Genomic DNA, 15106 nt, shown 5'->3' with positions numbered 1-15106 from the left:
AATGACTGATACAGCCTAGGGCTGCCTCCTGGGCACGGTGAGCAACCCCGGGGTCACACCAGCCGTGCGGCCACCAGTTCCTTCTTGAGGTAGGCGTAGAACAGCGGCGCCGCCACCAGCCCCGCAGGGCCAAACACGGCCTCGGCCACGAACATCACGGAGAGCAGCTCCCACACACCCATCTGGGTGCGGCGGCCCACCACCTTGGCGTTGATCACATATTCGGCCTTGTGGATCAGGATCAAAAACCCCAGGCAGGCGGCGGCAGCGAGCGGCGACACCGACAGCCCCACGATGGTGATCACCACGTTGCACACCAGATTGCCCACGATGGGCACCAGCCCGGCCACGAAGGTGAAGGTGATCAGCACCGGCGTGTAGGGAAGTTGCAGCCCCCAGATCGGCAGCACAAACAGCAGGAACAGGGCGGTGAGCAGGGCGTTGAACGCCGCGATCCAGAACTGCGCCGCCACGATCTGGCGGAACGCCTCGCCGAACAGCGTGATGCGCAGCTTGAGCTGCTGGGCCAGCGGGCCGCGCGCCAGCACCGGCGGGCGCACCGCAGCCAGAGCGCCAATCAGCAGGCCCACGTAGGCAAACAGCACGCCAGCGAGCCAGGCCCGCCCCGCCATGGCCAGCGCCCCGGCCTTGGCGCCCAGGTAGCTGGCAATGATGCGCTGGATGTCGGCCACACCCTCGGGCAGGTGGGCGGCCATGTCGGCGGGGAGCTTCAGGCGCAGCTCCAGCACCGTGCGGGCCATGTAGGTGAGCAGTTCCTGGTACTGCTGCGGTGCGCTGACCAGGTAGCCGCGCGAATGCGTCAGGCCCAGTGCCAGCAGGGCCAGCGGTAGCAGCATCACCAGGCCCGCAGCGGTGACCTGCGCCACGCGCAGGTGGGTGGCGGACGGTGTGGCTTGGCGCTGAATGCGGCCCAGCCCTGCAGCAAACCAGCCCGTGAGCGCGCGGGTGAGCAGAAAGCCCAGGCACACGCACAGCAGCCCGGGCAGCAGGCCGCGCCACATCACCAGCAGCAGCACAGCGGCCACCAGCAGGTAGCTGGCCACCACGATGCCCTGGTTCAGGGCGCGCGGCGGCAGGGTGGTGGGCGTGGGCTCAGTCGGCGCTGAGGGGGCGGGGGCTGGAGCGGGGCGCTGCGCCATGCGCGGTGAGGGGCAGTATTCCAGGTTGGGGGGGTATCAGGCCACCACTACGGCAGCGCCTTCGCCACGCGCTGCAATCGTGCCAATCGCGTAGACCTGTTCTCCAGCCGCACGCAGCGTGGCGGCCGTGGCTTCAGCGTGGGCCGCATCCACCACCACCACCATGCCGATGCCGTTGTTGAAGGTGCGGTTCATCTCGATGTCGTCGATGCCCGCCGTCTTCTGCAGCCAGGCGAACAGCTCGGTCTGGGGCCAGCTGCCCTTCTTCAGGTGGGCGGCGGTGCCGTCGGGCAGTACGCGGGGGATGTTTTCGAGCAGGCCGCCGCCGGTGATGTGGGCGAGGGCCTTGATCGGGTGGGCGGCCAGCGCGGCCAGCACGTTCTTCACGTACAGGCGGGTGGGTTCCATGATGGCCTGCTTGAAGGGCTTGCCGTCCAGCGTGGCGGGGGCGCTGTCGCCAGCGCGGTCGATGCACTTGCGCACCAGGCTGAAACCGTTGGAGTGCACGCCGGCCGAGGCCAGGCCCAGCACCACGTCACCGGGCTTCACATCCTTGCCGGTCAGGATCTTGGACTTTTCGACCGCGCCTACGGCAAAGCCGGCCAGGTCGTATTCGCCCGCAGGGTACATGCCGGGCATTTCAGCGGTTTCGCCGCCGATCAGCGCGCAACCGGAGAGTTCGCAGCCCTTGGCAATGCCGCCGACCACGGCGGCGGCCGTGTCCACATCGAGCTTGCCGCAGGCAAAGTAGTCCAGGAAGAACAGTGGCTCGGCGCCCTGCACCAGCACGTCATTCACGCTCATGGCCACCAGGTCGATGCCCACGGTGTCGTGCATGTTCCATTCAAACGCCAGCTTGAGCTTGGTGCCCACGCCATCGGTGCCGGAGACCAGCACGGGCTCCTGGTACCGCTTGGGCACTTCAAACAGTGCGCCAAAGCCGCCGATGCCCGCCAGCACGCCTTCGCGCATGGTCTTCTTGGCCAGCGGCTTGATGCGCTCGACCAGGGCGTCGCCCGCGTCGATGTCAACGCCGGCGTCTTTGTAGGAGATGGGGGTGGAGAGGGCAGAAGAGCTCATGGATGGTGTGGTGCTGGTAGGCCCGCCGGGCGGGCTGGAATCCGGGGATTTTAAGGGGCACGCCTCGGCGCCCTCACTCAGCCCTGTGTGGCAGGGGGCTTTGGGGCGCGGCCGTGCCGGGCAGATTGCACCAGCACACCCGCCAGCGCCAGCGTGGCAAACAGGATTCCGGCGCCAAATGTGGCGCTGGCGCCCAGCCGGTCCCACAGCAGGCCTGCCATGCCGCTGGCCACCAGCAGCGCCACGCCGCTGACCAGGTTGAACATGCCAAACGCCGTTCCCCGCAGGTCGGCCGGTGCGGTGTCGGCCACCATGGTGGCCAGCAGCCCCTGTGTCATGGCCATGTGCAGGCCCCACAGCGCAATGCCCAGCCAGGCAACGGCGCCCCGGTCGCTGAAGGCCAGCAGCGCATCGGCGGCGATCAGCACCACCAGCCCCCAGGCCAGCAGCGTGGTGTGGCGGGTGCTGTCTGCCAGTTTGCCCAGCGGGTAGGCGCCCAGCGCAAACACCACGTTCATCAGCACCAGCACCAGGGGCGTCCAGGCCAGGGGCAGGCCGCCCTGCTGCACGCGCAGCACCAAAAATGCCTCGCTGAAGCGGGCCAGTGTGAACACGGCGCCCAGCGCCACCACCCACCAGTAGGCGCCACCCAGGCGGCGCAGGTTCTCGCGGCGGATGGGGTTGGTGCGCATGGCGCTGGCGGCGCGCTCGGGCTCTTGCACGCCCACCAGCAGCAAAGCCACGCACAGGGCCGCCGGAATCACCGCCACCCAGAACACGGCGCGGAAGTCATTGGCCCACAGCAGCATCAGCCCCATGGCCAGCAAGGGGCCCAGAAAGGCGCCCACGGTGTCCAGCGACTGCCGCAGCCCGAACGCTGCGCCCCGCATGCCGGGTGGCGCCAGGTCGGCCACCAGCGCATCGCGCGGCGCGCCGCGGATGCCCTTGCCCACCCGGTCGATGAGGCGCGCGGTGACCACCAGACCCACGGTGGGCCCGATGGCAAACAGCGGCTTGGACAGCGCCCCGAGCCCGTAGCCCAGCACCGCCAGCGGCTTGCGCCGCCCCCACCAGTCGCTCAGTACGCCCGAGAAAACTTTCAGAACCAGCGCCGTGGCCTCGGCCGTGCCCTCGATAAGGCCCACGGCGAGCATGCTGACCCCCAGCGAGGTGACCAGGAACACCGGCAGCAGGCTGTGGATCATCTCGGACGACACGTCCATCAGCAGGCTGACGCAGCCCAGTGCCCAGATGCTCGCGGGCAGGCGCTTGGCGGGGGTGGCGGGAGCTGTCATGGTGCAAGGCAGGCGAGGGGGGGGGCCGAGCGGCGGCTCAGGGGGCTGGCAGCAGACTAAAATCGCGGCCATTGTCGCCCAGCCCCTGCCACGGAGCCGGTCGGTGACCACGCGCCGTACGCCACTTTGTCGCCGCGCCTGGCCGGATCCATCGACGGCCCGGTGCCTTCCCACCCACTTGTGATGCCGCTGCTGACCCTCTTTCTGACCGCCGCTTCCGCACCTTCTGCCACGGTTCAGCCTGCGCTGTGCGGGTGCCGCGCATGACGATGAAGCAACTGGCGCTGGACATCGGCCTGGCCACCGGGCCCACTCTGGAGCGGTTTTTTGCCGGGCCCAACGAGGCCGCGCTGCAGCACCTGCGCCTGGCCGCCGGGGCAGGCAGCAGCGAAACCACGCGGTCGCCGGTGCCCACCTACCTGTGGGGCGAGCCGGGCAGCGGCAAGACCCATTTGCTGCAGGCCGTGCGCCAGGCCCTGCGCGAGCAGGGCTCCAGCGTGGGCTGGCTCGACCCCACGGTGGGCGAGCCGCCAGACTTTGACGAGCGCTGGGCCGCCGTTGTCATGGACGACGTGCATCTGTACGACACCGCCCAGCAGGCCACCGCCTTCAACTGGTTCGTCAACGCCATCAGTCCCGCCAGCGGCAGCCAGCGCTGGGTGCTGGCGGCGGGCGACCTGCCCCCCGCCGACCTGCCGCTGCGCGACGACCTGCGCAGCCGTCTGGGCTGGGGCCATGTGTTCCAGCTGCAACTGCTGGGCGAGGCCGAGCGCCGAGCCGTGCTGCGCCAGGAAGCCGACGCCCGCGGCGTGTTCCTGGGCGACGAAGTCATGGACTACATGCTCAACCGCTTTTCGCGCGACTTGGGCAGCCTGATGCAGTTGCTGGACCAGCTCGACGCGTTTGCCCTGCGCACCCAGCGCGCCATCACGATTCCGCTGCTCAAGACGATGCTCGAATCTGAATGAAGCCGCGCACCTCTTTTTGCCCTTTGTGACACTGAATGACTACTGAATCTCGCCGCCTGCGGCTTGCGCTGTTTGACCTGGACCACACGCTGCTGCCGCTCGACTCCGACTACGAGTGGGGCGAGTTCACCATCCGCATCGGCTGGAACGACCCGGTGGAGTTCGCGCGCCGCAACGACGAGTTCTATGCCCACTACCAGGCCGGCACGCTCGACGTGCACGACTACGTGCGCTTTGCCACCGAGGCCGTGCGCCTGCGCGGGCCCGAGGCCGCAGCAGCGGCGCACCAGCAGTTCATGCGCGAGGTCATCACCCCCGCCATCAAGCCCCAGGCGCTCGACCTGATCCGCCAGCACCAGGCGGCGGGTGACGAGGTGCTGATCGTCACCGCCACCAACGAGTTCGTGACCACCCCCATCGCCCAGGCCCTGGGCGTGCCGCAGCTCCTGGCCGTGCAGCTGGTGCGTGATGCCAGCGGCTGGTACACCGGCGAGATCGACGGCATCCCGACCATGCGCGAAGGCAAGGTGCGCCGCATGGAACAATGGCTGGCCGAGCGGCAGCTCAGCTGGGCCGACGTGGAGAGCACGTTCTACAGCGACTCCATGAACGACGTGCCCCTGCTGGAGAAGGTGAACCACCCGGTCGCCACCAACCCCGACCCGCGCCTGCGCGCCCTGGCCCAGCAGCGCGGCTGGCGCATACTGGACCTGTTCTCGGCACCCTCCGCCGAGCCCGCCAGCCAGACGGCCTCCTGACCCCTGCGCGCGCAGCCTCCTGAACCCTCCCTACCCATGATCAAGAAGTTCATCGACAAACTGCTGGGCAAATCGACGCCCGGCACCGCGGGCGGCAAGCCCCATTTCGGCAAGCGCGAAGAGGTGCCTGCCAGCGTGCATGGCATCAACCCCGAACTGGTGGACCGCCGCGCGGCCGAGGTGGTGCAGACGCTCAAGGACGCGGGCTTCGAGGCCTACATCGTGGGCGGTGCCGTGCGTGACCTGCTGCTGGGCCTGCGCCCCAAGGACTTTGATGTGGCCACCAACGCCACACCCGAGCAGGTCAAGGGCCTGTTCCGCCGCGCCTTCATCATCGGCAAGCGCTTTCGCATCGTGCACGTGGTGCACGGCCGGGGCCGCGAGCACGAGGTGATCGAGGTCTCCACCTTCCGCGCCTACCTAGACAACAGCGCCGCAGGCCAGGTCAGCGGCAACGAAAAAACTTCCAAGGCGCAGCTTGCGGGCATGCAGCACGCCGTGGACGCCAGCGGCCGCGTGCTGCGCGACAACGTCTGGGGCCCGCAGGACGAAGACGCCACGCGCCGCGACTTCACCGTCAACGCCATGTACTACGACCCGGTGAGCCAGATCGTGGTGGACTACCACAAGGGCATCCAGGACGCGAAGAAGAAGACGCTGCGCATGATTGGCGACCCCGCCACGCGCTACCGCGAAGACCCGGTGCGCATCATCCGCGCCGTGCGTTTTGCCGCCAAGCTCAGCCCGCTGGGCTTCACCATCGACGCCAAGTCGGCCGCGCCCCTGGTGCAGTCGCAGGCTCTGTTGGCCGAGGTGCCCCAAAGCCGCATGTTTGACGAAATGCTCAAGCTGCTGCAAACCGGCCACGCCATCGCCACCATCGAGCAGCTCAAGAAGCTGGGCATGGCCAAGGGCATCTACCCGCTGCTGGACGTGGCCGTGGAGCGCGCCGACACGCCGTTTGTGAAGGCGGCCCTGGTGGACACCGACCGCCGCGTGAACGAAGGCAAGCCCGTGGCCCCCAGCTTCTTGTTGGCCTGCGTGCTGTGGGAAGACGTGCGCAATGGCTGGCAGGAGCGCCTGAACCAGCGCCAGCACCCGCTGCCCGCGTTGCAAGAGGCCATCGACGAAGTGTTCGACAAGCGCATCGGTGACGTCTCGGGCCGGGGCAAGTTGGCCGCCGACATGCGCGAAATCTGGGTCATGCAGCCCCGCTTTGAAAAGCGCGTGGGTAACACGCCCTTCGGTATGGTCATGCAGCCACGTTTCCGTGCCGGGTTCGACTTCATGCGCCTGCGCGCGGATGTGGGCGAGGTCGAGGAAGCACTGGCCGAGTGGTGGCAGGATTTCCAGGCAGCCGACGATGAGCGCCGCGACGACCTGATGGACCAGGCCAAGGAAGAACAGCGGGCCCGCCAGAAGGCGCAGCAGCCAGTCGTCAAGCGCGTGCCTCGCAATGCACCCGTGGCGGCCCCGCGTGCTGCGGGCCCTGCGGGGGATGCGGAGGTGTCGGAAGAGGGCGCGGAATTTGCCACCGAAGGCAGCGCCCCCAAAAAGCGCCGCCGCCGCCGCCGTAAACCCGGTGGTGGGGCGGGTGGTGGTGAAGGCGCTGCGCCTGCCACTGCAGGCGAGTGAGTGATCCAGTGATTCTGGGGGATGTGGGTGCACAGCCCACCCTGGTCTACGTCGGCCTGGGCGCCAACCTGGGCGAGCGCGAAGCCGCCCTGCGCAAGGCCCTGGCTGCCCTGGGCCAATACCCAGGCACCCGCGTGCTGCGGGTGTCGCCGCTCTATGGCAGCGCACCCGTGGATGCCGGTGGGCCTGACTACCTGAACGCCGTGGCCGAAGTGGCCACCACCCTCACCCCAGAGGCCCTGCTGCAGGCGCTGCAGGCCATAGAACAGTCCGCCGGGCGCGAGCGCCCCTTCCGCAATGCACCCCGCACGCTGGACCTGGACATCCTGTGGTTTGGCGACCAGATGATCGACACCCCCACCCTCACCGTGCCCCACCCCCGCATGGCCGAACGCGCGTTTGTACTGCGTCCTTTGGCCGATCTGGTGCCGGAGCGCGTGGCAGCGGAAGCCCTGCAGGCGGTGACCACGCAGAGCATCTACCCGCTGGCCGACGGGCGCTGGGCGGAGGGTGTTGTGGGTGGCACTTGCTCCTGAATCAGGAGCTGCCTGCGCTTGATGGACGGGCGCAAGAGGCCAAAAAATCTTAAAAACCTGCTTGCCCTGCGCCGGGCTTACCCATACCGGGTGATGCGGGTGATGCCCCACACCAGCGCCACCGTGGAACCGGCTCCGCCGGGCCACGGGTCGCGTCTCCCTGGTTGGAAGACGCGCAGCGGCTCAGGGGGTCAATCCACCTTCGCGCCCGACGCCTTCACCACCTGCTGGTACTTCGCACGCTCGGCCGCCATGAAGCTATCGAACTGCTGCGGCGTGGTGGCCACGGGTTCGGCCAGCAGGGCGGCAAAGCGGGTCTTCGTTTCGGGCGCGTTCAGTGCCGCCACAAAGGCCTTGTTCAGCTTATCGATGATGGGCTTGGGGGTGGCCGCAGGCGCCACCAGGCCCCACCAGGTGTCGATGGAGAAGCCCTTGAACGTGGCGGACAGCGGCGGCACGCCCGGCAGCGAGGTCGAGGCGTCGAGCGAGGTCACGGCCAGGGCCTTCAGCTTGCCCGCGCGGATGTTGGGCGCGGCGGCGGCCAGGTTGTCGATGTTGAAGTCCACCTCGCCCGCCAGCAGCGCCAGCTGGGCCGGGTTGGCGCCCCGGTAGGGGATGTGCAGCGCGAAGATGCCCGCGCGTTGCTTGAACATCTCGCCCGCCAGGTGGCCCGCACTGCCGTTGCCGCCGCTGCCGTAGTTGAGCTTGGCGGGGTTGGCTTTGGCGTAGGCGATCAGGTCGGCCACGGTGTGGATCTTGAGTTGCTCGGCCTTGGCGGCGTTCATGACCAGCACGTTGGGCACACGCACCATCTGCGTGATACCGGCAAAGTCCTTGCCCGCGTCATACGGCATGCGCGCATACAGCCAGGGGTTGACTGCATGGGTGGCGGTGGCGGCTATGCCGATGGTCAGCCCGTCAGGTGCGGCCTTGGCAATGGCGTCGGCGCCGATGTTGCCGCCCGCACCGCCCTTGTTGTCGATGATCACTGTGCCCAGCGAATCGCGCACGCGTTCGGCCAGTGCACGGGCCGTCACATCGATGGGGCCGCCGGGGGCGTAGGGCACGATCAGGCGGATGGGCTGGCCCGTGTCCTGCGCCGAAGCGATAACGGGAGAAAGAACCGTTGCGGCGGCAACGGCGCTGGCGAGGAGGATGTTTCTGCGGTTCATGGGTGCCATTGTGCAAAAAATTCGTAAGAAAGCTTATGAAGCCCTGAGGGGGTGATGGTCAGGCGAGGACGTTTATGCCGTACGAGGCGCGCTGAGGGCCACGCCCAGGTCTTCCACCAGCATGCCCAGTTCGTGCGATGAGCGGATGTCCAGCTTCAGAAAGATGGCGGACCGGTGCGTGTCCACGGTGCGTGGGTCGATGGGGCGCTCCGGGTCACGCTGAGCTAGTGCGCGGGCGACTTCCTTGCTGCTGAGGCCGGTGCCCAGCAGTTGGGCCACCTCTTGCTGGCGAGGGCTCAGGGCGTTCCAGCGCTCGCGCAGTTGCTGCTGCCGTTGCGTCTGCCGTGCCTGCGCTTGCGATAGCGCGGAAGCTTTTTCGACGGCGGCCAGCAAGGTGGCTTCGTTGCAGGGCTTTTCGAGCCAGTCCACCGCCCCTTGCTTGACGGCCGCCACGGCGGAGGAGAGCTCGCCATGGGCCGACAGGAACACGGTCTTGAGCGCGCTGTGGCGCTGGCCGAGTTCGTGGAATACCTGCAGCCCGCTCAGGCCCTCCATGCGCAGGTCTAGCAGCACGCAGCCGGGGTGGTCCAGCGCTGCCTCTGCCAGGAAGGACTCGCCGCCGCCAAAAGTGTGCACCGTGTACCCGCGCGCCAACAGCAGGGCCGCCAGCGATTGGCGCACGCCTTCGTCGTCGTCCACGATGTAGACCACGGTGTCATCGGGCGGCTCGGCGGCGGTGGGGAGGGTGTCGTGGGTCATGGTGCGTCGGCATCCCCAGGGGTTCTCAGGGGGGACTCAGGTGCGTTGGCGAGCGGCAGGCGGATTTCAAAAATGGCGCCACCGCCCTCGCGGTTGCGGGCCTGCAGCTGGCCGCCCATGCTCTCAATGATGGAGCGGCAGATGTTGAGGCCCAGGCCTAGCCCGTCGGAACGGGTGGTGAAAAAAGGCTCGAACAGGCGCTCGGCGATGCCGGGCGGCAGGCCCGGGCCCCGGTCGAGCACCTGCACCAGCGCGTGGCCCGGGTCTGCGGCCAAACGCAGCCGCAGTTCGTGCCCTTCGGGCGGGGGCTCGTGCGTCTGCATGGCCTGCAGGGCGTTCAGGCCCAGGTTGATCACCACCTGTTCGAGCAGCACGCGGTCGGCATGCACCTGCAAAGGGGCTGCGGCCTGCTCGACGCGCACCGCAATCCCCTGGCGCCGGGCCTCGGCGCGCAGCAGCAGCTCCAGCGACTGCTCCACGATGGCCGACAGGTCGCAGGGCTCGCGGCTTTCAGGGTGCTGGCGCACCCAGCGGCGGATGCGGCCCACGATGTCGGCTGCCCGGAGCGCCTGGGCCGACAGGGCTTCGAGGCTGTCGTTCAGTGGCCCGGTCTTGCCCTGGGCGGCCAGCGCGCGTGCAGCCGCCGCGTAGTTGACCAGGGCTGCCAGCGGCTGGTTCAGTTCGTGCGCCAGGGTGGAGGCCATCTCGCCCACCGTAATCACACGCTGCACCCGCTGCAGCTGGGTCTCGCGTTGCTGCTGCTGTTCCTCGGCCCGCTTTTGCGCGGTGATGTTGACCACCGAACTCATCCAGCCGATGTGCTGGCCGCTGCCGTCGATGAGGCGCGTGGTGTAGAACATGGTGTAAACGTCCGACCCGTCGCGGTGCCGCAGGCGGTTCTCCCGCCCTTGGGGAAACGCGTTGCCGGCCAGCACGGTGTCGCTGTCGTTCCAGTGCCGGTCGAGGTCATCGGGGTGCCAGTAGGGGTAGGGCGGCAGCTGGCCGATGAGTTCGTCAGCCCGGTAGCCCACCATGTCGCACATGGCGGCGTTGACGTAGACGATGCGGCCTTCGAGGTCGCGCGCGCGCATGCCCACCAGCAGTGAGTCTTCCATCGATTGGCGGAACGCCTGGGCTTGCTGTAGCGCGTGGGTGCGTTCCTGCACGCGCTGCTCCAGTTCGATACGGGCCAGTCGTGTCTCTGCCAGCCGCCGCTCGCGCAGTTGCCAGTAGAGCGCGCCCAGCACCAGCAGACCCGAGGCCAGTGTGGCCAGTGCCCAGGCCTGCTGGCGGGCCAGAGTCACCAATCGGCTGTCGGCGGTGACGGTGAGGGTCCAGCCCAGGTCAGGCAGCTTTTCCTCGAACGCGAGGTAGCGTTTGCCGCCAGGGCCTTCCAGGCGCAGTTCGGCGCCGGGCGAGTCGTCCTGGGGGCGCAGGGTCCAGGGCACGGCGCGTGGTGCCCAGCCCGTGCCGTACTGTTCGTTGTGCTGCAGCTGCTGTACCAGCGGTGTGGGCAAGGGGCGGCTGGTACGGTAGAGCCAGTCGGGCACGGAGCCCAGAAACACAATGCCCTGCTCGTCCGTCACAAACACCGGGTCACGAAGCTGGGCCCAAGGGTCTGAGATGGGCTCCATGCGCACCTTGACCGCTACCACGCCAATCACCCGGCCCGCTTCGACCACAGGGGCGGAGACAAACAGGCCGGGCTCGCCCGTGGTTTTGCCCACGCCATAAAAGCGGCCTGTCTGGCCTGCCAGGGCATCGCGAAAGTACGGGCGATTGCCGTAGTTCTGGTGCACAAAGCTGTTGGGGGTGTCCCAGTTGCTGGACGCGAGCGTGAGACCCTGCGGGTCCATCACGTACAACATGTCAGAGCCCGCGTGCTGGTTCACCGCCTGCAGGTAGGCGTTGGCAGCGTCCCGCACGGCCTGTGATGCGGGCCGCTGCAGTAGCTGCCGCACCAGCGGGTGCTGCGCGGTCGTGAAGGGCAGGTAGTTGTACCGCGTGGCCACGCCGCGCAGCGCCAGGGCTTGTACCTCGCCCAAGCGGCGCAGGTTGTCCCACTGGGCATCGCGTTCGCTTTGCTCGGCCCATTCGCCTGCGCCCCACACCAGCAGCGCCGCCAGGCACAGCAGCGTGGCAATAAAGCCCGCGCGCCGGGCCTGGGGCCAGCGCTGCGGCGCGCCCTGCGGGGTGGGCTGGGCGGGCGCTGGGCGCACGGTCAGTGGGGTGGCTGGTGCCGTGGGGTGGTTAGGTCAGCCGCCGTGCTTGTCGGCTTCCGAGGTGAAGGCGTCGGCGAAGAATTCCTCGGGCGGCAGGCCGCGCTGGGCGCTATAGGCATCGCGGGCGGATTCGACCACGATGGGGGCACCGCAGGCATAGACCTGGTGGCCCGAGAGGTCTGCAAAATCATCCAGCACCGCCTGGTGCACAAAGCCGGTGCGGCCCGTCCAGCCGTCCTCGGGCAGCGCATTGGAAATGACCGGAACGTAGCGCAGCCACGGTAGCTCTGCCACGCGGGCCTGCACCCAGTCGTCCAGATACAGGTCGCCCGGGCGACGGCCGCCCCAGTACAACACGGTGGGGCGGCTGATGCCCTTGAACTGCAGGTGCTCGATCAGTGCCTTGATGGGGGCAAAGCCGGTGCCGGACGCCAGCAACACGATGGGCTTGTCTGATTCTTCGCGCAGGAAGAAGCTGCCGAACGGGCCCTCGACACGCAGGATTTCCTTCTCTTTCATCGCGCCGAACACATGGTCGGTGAACTTGCCGCCCGGCATGTGGCGGATGTGCAGTTCCACGCCCGGCGCCTCGGCCTGGGTGTGCGGCGCGTTGGCCATCGAGTAGGCCCTGCGCGCACCGTCGCGCAGGATGAATTCAATATACTGGCCCGCGTGGTAGCGGAAGGTATCTGCCGCAGGCAACTGCAGGCGCACCTGCATCACGTCGTGCGACTTCTTTTCGAGCGAGGCCACGCGCACGGGCATCTTTTTGATGGGGTAGGCACTTTCGTCGGTGACCTGGCGTGATTCGAGCACCACGTCGGACAGCGGCTGCGCGCAGCAGGTCAGCACCAGGCCTGCGGCTTCTTCGTCGGCCGAGAGGGCCTTGGACTGGTGGGCGCCGTGCTGCACGGTGCCGCTGATTTTTTTGCATTTGCACGAGCCGCAGGCGCCGTCCTTGCAGCCATAGGGCAGGCCCACGCCGCTGCGGATGGCGGCGGCCAGGATGGCTTCGCCCGCATTGGCACTGAAAGCGCGGCCGCTGGGCTGCACGGTGATCTGGAAAACGGACTCAGCACTGGTCATGGAGTGGGTATCCTCGGGGGCTCTTGTAGTCAACGGACGGTCCCGATTTTGCCTTCAAACCAAAACCCCCTCGGCGCCCTGCCAGCCCGCTTTCGCCGCGAACGCCTGCTGATCGTGGGCTGTGGTGATGTAGGTCAACGGGTGCTGCGTAATCTGCAGACGGGCCCTGGGGCTGGCCGCATGCAGGTTCTGGCGCTGACCTCCAGCGCAGGGCGGGTGCCGGGGCTGCGCGCGCAGGGCGCCCGGCCGCTGGTGGGCAATCTGGACGATGCGGCGACGTTGCGCAGGCTGTCTGGCCTGGCCACGCGCGTGCTGCATCTGGCGCCACCGCCGGGCGAGGGCGCAGGGGGTGATGCCTGGTGGCGCGACCCGCGCACCGTGGCGCTGGCCCGCGCGTTGCGGCTGCGCAGCCTGCCAGCGTCATTGGCGTATGCGTCCACCAGCGGCGTATATGGCGACTGCCAGGGCGCCCTGGTGCCGGAGACGCGGGCCGTGGCTCCTGGCACACCGCGCGCCCAGCGCCGGGTGAATGCCGAGCGCGCCGTGCGCCATCTGGGCCGTGCCGGCGTGCGGGCCACGGTGCTGCGCATTCCGGGCATCTATGCGCCTGACCGGGAGGGGGGCACCCCGGAGGCGCGTTTGCGCCGGGGCACGCCCGTGCTGGTGGCTGAGGACGATGTGTTCACCAACCACATCCATGCCGATGATCTGGCCCGCGCCTGCATGGCGGCGGTGTGGAAGGGCCGGCCGCAGCGCGCCTACAACGTGAGTGACTCCACCCACATGAAGATGGGCGACTACTTTGACTTGGCAGCCGACCTGTATGGTCTGCCGCGCCCGCCGCGTGTGCCACGCAGCACGGCGCAGGAGCAGCTGTCGCTGATGCTGTTGAGCTTCATGAGCGAATCGCGCCGGCTGGACAACCAGCGCATGCTGCGCGAGTTGGGGCTGCGGTTGCGTTACCCCAGCGTAGCCGAAGGGCTACGGGTCTGAGCAGCCGCGCAATAACTTCGAAGGTTGCTCAATCCGCCTGCAACGGGCGCCCAATCAGCGGGGGTAGCTGTTGCCCTGAGCGTCGTAGCAGCGGAACACGTTGCACTGCGTGAATTTTTTGGGAGCTGGTGTGGGCGGCGGTGGCTGCACGGGCGTAGGCCGCACCGGGTAGTACGGTGGGGGAACGACCACCACGGGTGCCGTGGTGTTGGACCGGGGACGGGATTTCTCCACCTCTGCATAGCCCTGGGGGCCCAGGCAGTCCAGGTCGACCTGTCGCTGTGCCGCCTCCACCCGCAGGTTTTGTTCATAGCCGCCACCCGTGGCGCTGCTCAGCACCACATCCAGGTTCCGCCGCGAGCGAGCGCACTCCGGAGAGCGCGCATAGTCGATCGTCTTGGCCGGGGCCGCGTGGTCACGCGGTGCGTTGCGCCGTGATTCGGCGTCCGCAGCCGTTGCTTCGGCCTGCAGCCGCTGCTGTTTGCGGGCCAGCGCTTCGGCTGCTTCTTCGCGCTCCTGCTGGATCTCTTGTGGGGTCTTGCGGGCCTCCACCTCGCGCTCGGTGGCGCCGCTGGCGCACTTGCCGTCGGTGTAGGTGACCTTGCCCGTGGCGGCATCGGTGCAGCGTATCACTTGCGCCTGGGCTCCCAAGGGAGCCCAGGCACCCAGGAAGACCACGCACAGACCGGTGATGAGGATGTGTTTGCGTGGCTTCATGGTGATGAAAAAAGTGACTGGGACAGCGGGTTCAGTAAGAGGCCATCAAGGCTTTTCCTGGCTGTTGGACTGCTGGCGCGAGCGCCAGTCGTACGGGCTCGGGGTATAGCTGTCAGGCGCCAGACGGCCGGGGCGGTTCTCGCGATTACGGCGGTCTTCTGCGGCGCGGCGGTCCCGTTCGGCCTGCTCCCGGCGGGCTTGGTCTTGCTCACGGGCGCGGCGGTCGGCTTCGCGCGCTTGCTGGTCGCGCCGCTCACGTTCGCGGGCGGCCCGGTCGCGTTCGGCGCGGTCACGCTCACGTTCCCTTTCGCGCCAGTCACCGCGATTGCGGTCGTTGTCCCAGCGGTTGTCGTCGCGGTCACGTCCGCCGTAGTACACAGCAGGCGGTGGGGCCGAATAGATCACGCCGGGCGCGCGGTACACGGGCGGGGCCTGGTACACCGGCTGCGGCGCGCTGTAGATGTAGCCGGGCTGTTCGTACACGGGGTAGCGTGGAGCGTCGTAGTACGGGTCACCGGGTACGGTGGCGCACCCTGTCACCAGGGCCCCCAGAACCGTGGCCGAAAGGATGCGTGTGATGGTGTAGGTCATGATGTTCAGACTCCGGCCGGAATGGCGCGTTCCGCCCCGTCCGTAAAGCCCATGAAAAGCGCTCCGGTGGAACGTTACAAATTTCAGGAGCCTGGCACAGAGGTGCCAACCACTTTAGCGCGTGGGGCGGGCGT

The 15106-nt window shown here is 68.1% G+C and carries 14 protein-coding genes; 5 read left to right on the top strand and 9 right to left on the bottom strand.

Annotation, left to right across the window (positions count from 1 at the left end; genetic code table 11):
* Positions 1-53: 53 nt before the first annotated feature.
* The 3 genes from ACODSU_RS21510 to ACODSU_RS21500 form a co-directional block, all read right to left on the bottom strand.
* Positions 54-1160: an AI-2E family transporter gene (locus ACODSU_RS21510; RefSeq protein ID WP_488844661.1), complete on the bottom strand. Its 1107-nt coding sequence runs from the start codon at positions 1158-1160 to the stop codon at positions 54-56.
* A gap of 36 nt (positions 1161-1196) precedes the next feature.
* Entirely contained in the window at positions 1197-2240 is a 1044-nt protein-coding gene (purM, locus tag ACODSU_RS21505; protein ID WP_488844659.1) for a phosphoribosylformylglycinamidine cyclo-ligase, read from the bottom strand.
* Between the two features lie 77 nt (positions 2241-2317).
* Positions 2318-3535 carry an MFS transporter gene (locus tag ACODSU_RS21500; RefSeq protein WP_488844657.1) on the bottom strand — a complete coding sequence of 406 codons (1218 nt, stop codon included), beginning with the start codon at positions 3533-3535 and terminating at the stop codon, positions 2318-2320.
* A 269-nt stretch (positions 3536-3804) separates the two neighbouring features.
* Here ACODSU_RS21500 and hda point away from each other — a divergent pair, with 269 nt between their 5' ends.
* The 4 genes from hda to folK are packed head-to-tail and all read left to right on the top strand — an operon-like array spanning position 3805 to position 7432.
* Complete coding sequence (gene hda / locus ACODSU_RS21495; RefSeq protein WP_015015370.1) at positions 3805-4503, top strand: DnaA regulatory inactivator Hda; 699 nt, start codon at positions 3805-3807, stop codon at positions 4501-4503.
* Positions 4504-4538: 35 nt separating this feature from the next.
* Positions 4539-5261, top strand: a complete 723-nt coding sequence (locus tag ACODSU_RS21490) for a histidinol-phosphatase (RefSeq protein ID WP_488844655.1) — start codon at positions 4539-4541, stop codon at positions 5259-5261.
* A 36-nt stretch (positions 5262-5297) separates the two neighbouring features.
* A complete protein-coding gene (gene pcnB, locus ACODSU_RS21485; protein ID WP_488844653.1) occupies positions 5298-6896 on the top strand; it encodes a polynucleotide adenylyltransferase PcnB in 1599 nt (532 codons plus the stop codon).
* A complete protein-coding gene (gene folK / locus ACODSU_RS21480) occupies positions 6893-7432 on the top strand; it encodes a 2-amino-4-hydroxy-6-hydroxymethyldihydropteridine diphosphokinase (protein ID WP_488844651.1) in 540 nt (179 codons plus the stop codon). The genes pcnB and folK overlap by 4 nt, the downstream gene beginning before the upstream one ends.
* A 191-nt stretch (positions 7433-7623) precedes the next feature.
* Here the strand turns inward: folK and ACODSU_RS21475 are convergent, their stop codons facing one another.
* The 4 genes from ACODSU_RS21475 to ACODSU_RS21460 all read right to left on the bottom strand — a co-directional run bounded on the left by ACODSU_RS21475 (position 7624) and on the right by ACODSU_RS21460 (position 12671).
* The gene (locus ACODSU_RS21475; RefSeq protein WP_488844649.1) at positions 7624-8604 is read right to left on the bottom strand and encodes a Bug family tripartite tricarboxylate transporter substrate binding protein; all 981 of its coding nucleotides are present in this window, start codon (positions 8602-8604) and stop codon (positions 7624-7626) included.
* Between the two features lie 72 nt (positions 8605-8676).
* On the bottom strand, positions 8677-9363 hold the full coding sequence (locus tag ACODSU_RS21470) for a response regulator transcription factor (RefSeq protein ID WP_488844647.1): 687 nt from the start codon (positions 9361-9363) through the stop codon (positions 8677-8679).
* Positions 9360-11582, bottom strand: coding sequence for an ATP-binding protein (locus ACODSU_RS21465; protein ID WP_488844645.1), 2223 nt, complete (start codon positions 11580-11582; stop codon positions 9360-9362). The genes ACODSU_RS21470 and ACODSU_RS21465 overlap by 4 nt, the downstream gene beginning before the upstream one ends.
* 36 nt (positions 11583-11618) lie before the next feature.
* Positions 11619-12671, bottom strand: a complete 1053-nt coding sequence (locus tag ACODSU_RS21460; protein WP_488844643.1) for a CDP-6-deoxy-delta-3,4-glucoseen reductase — start codon at positions 12669-12671, stop codon at positions 11619-11621.
* Between the two features lie 48 nt (positions 12672-12719).
* Here ACODSU_RS21460 and ACODSU_RS21455 point away from each other — a divergent pair, with 48 nt between their 5' ends.
* Entirely contained in the window at positions 12720-13664 is a 945-nt protein-coding gene (locus ACODSU_RS21455) for an SDR family oxidoreductase (RefSeq protein WP_488844641.1), read from the top strand.
* Between the two features lie 54 nt (positions 13665-13718).
* Here ACODSU_RS21455 and ACODSU_RS21450 read toward each other — a convergent pair whose 3' ends face one another.
* Entirely contained in the window at positions 13719-14381 is a 663-nt protein-coding gene (locus ACODSU_RS21450; RefSeq protein ID WP_488844639.1) for a DUF4124 domain-containing protein, read from the bottom strand.
* A gap of 45 nt (positions 14382-14426) precedes the next feature.
* The gene (locus tag ACODSU_RS21445) at positions 14427-14972 is read right to left on the bottom strand and encodes a hypothetical protein (protein ID WP_015015360.1); all 546 of its coding nucleotides are present in this window, start codon (positions 14970-14972) and stop codon (positions 14427-14429) included.
* Between the last annotated feature and the right edge of the window lie 134 nt (positions 14973-15106).

Source organism: Acidovorax sp. FG48 (assembly GCF_057809085.1).
This window is presented reverse-complemented; position numbering and strand designations above follow the sequence as displayed.

Excerpts from the sequence above, each read along its gene's own strand:
- ACODSU_RS21470 (WP_488844647.1), bottom strand. The coding sequence starts at position 9,363 with ATGACCCACGACACCCTCCCCACCGCCGCCGAGCCGCCCGATGACACC.
- ACODSU_RS21510 (WP_488844661.1), bottom strand. The coding sequence starts at position 1,160 with ATGGCGCAGCGCCCCGCTCCAGCCCCCGCCCCCTCAGCGCCGACTGAG.
- ACODSU_RS21450 (WP_488844639.1), bottom strand. The coding sequence starts at position 14,381 with ATGAAGCCACGCAAACACATCCTCATCACCGGTCTGTGCGTGGTCTTC.
- hda (WP_015015370.1), top strand. The coding sequence starts at position 3,805 with ATGAAGCAACTGGCGCTGGACATCGGCCTGGCCACCGGGCCCACTCTG.
- pcnB (WP_488844653.1), top strand. The coding sequence starts at position 5,298 with ATGATCAAGAAGTTCATCGACAAACTGCTGGGCAAATCGACGCCCGGC.
- purM (WP_488844659.1), bottom strand. The coding sequence starts at position 2,240 with ATGAGCTCTTCTGCCCTCTCCACCCCCATCTCCTACAAAGACGCCGGC.
- ACODSU_RS21460 (WP_488844643.1), bottom strand. The coding sequence starts at position 12,671 with ATGACCAGTGCTGAGTCCGTTTTCCAGATCACCGTGCAGCCCAGCGGC.
- ACODSU_RS21445 (WP_015015360.1), bottom strand. The coding sequence starts at position 14,972 with ATGACCTACACCATCACACGCATCCTTTCGGCCACGGTTCTGGGGGCC.
- ACODSU_RS21490 (WP_488844655.1), top strand. The coding sequence starts at position 4,539 with ATGACTACTGAATCTCGCCGCCTGCGGCTTGCGCTGTTTGACCTGGAC.
- ACODSU_RS21500 (WP_488844657.1), bottom strand. The coding sequence starts at position 3,535 with ATGACAGCTCCCGCCACCCCCGCCAAGCGCCTGCCCGCGAGCATCTGG.
- ACODSU_RS21475 (WP_488844649.1), bottom strand. The coding sequence starts at position 8,604 with ATGAACCGCAGAAACATCCTCCTCGCCAGCGCCGTTGCCGCCGCAACG.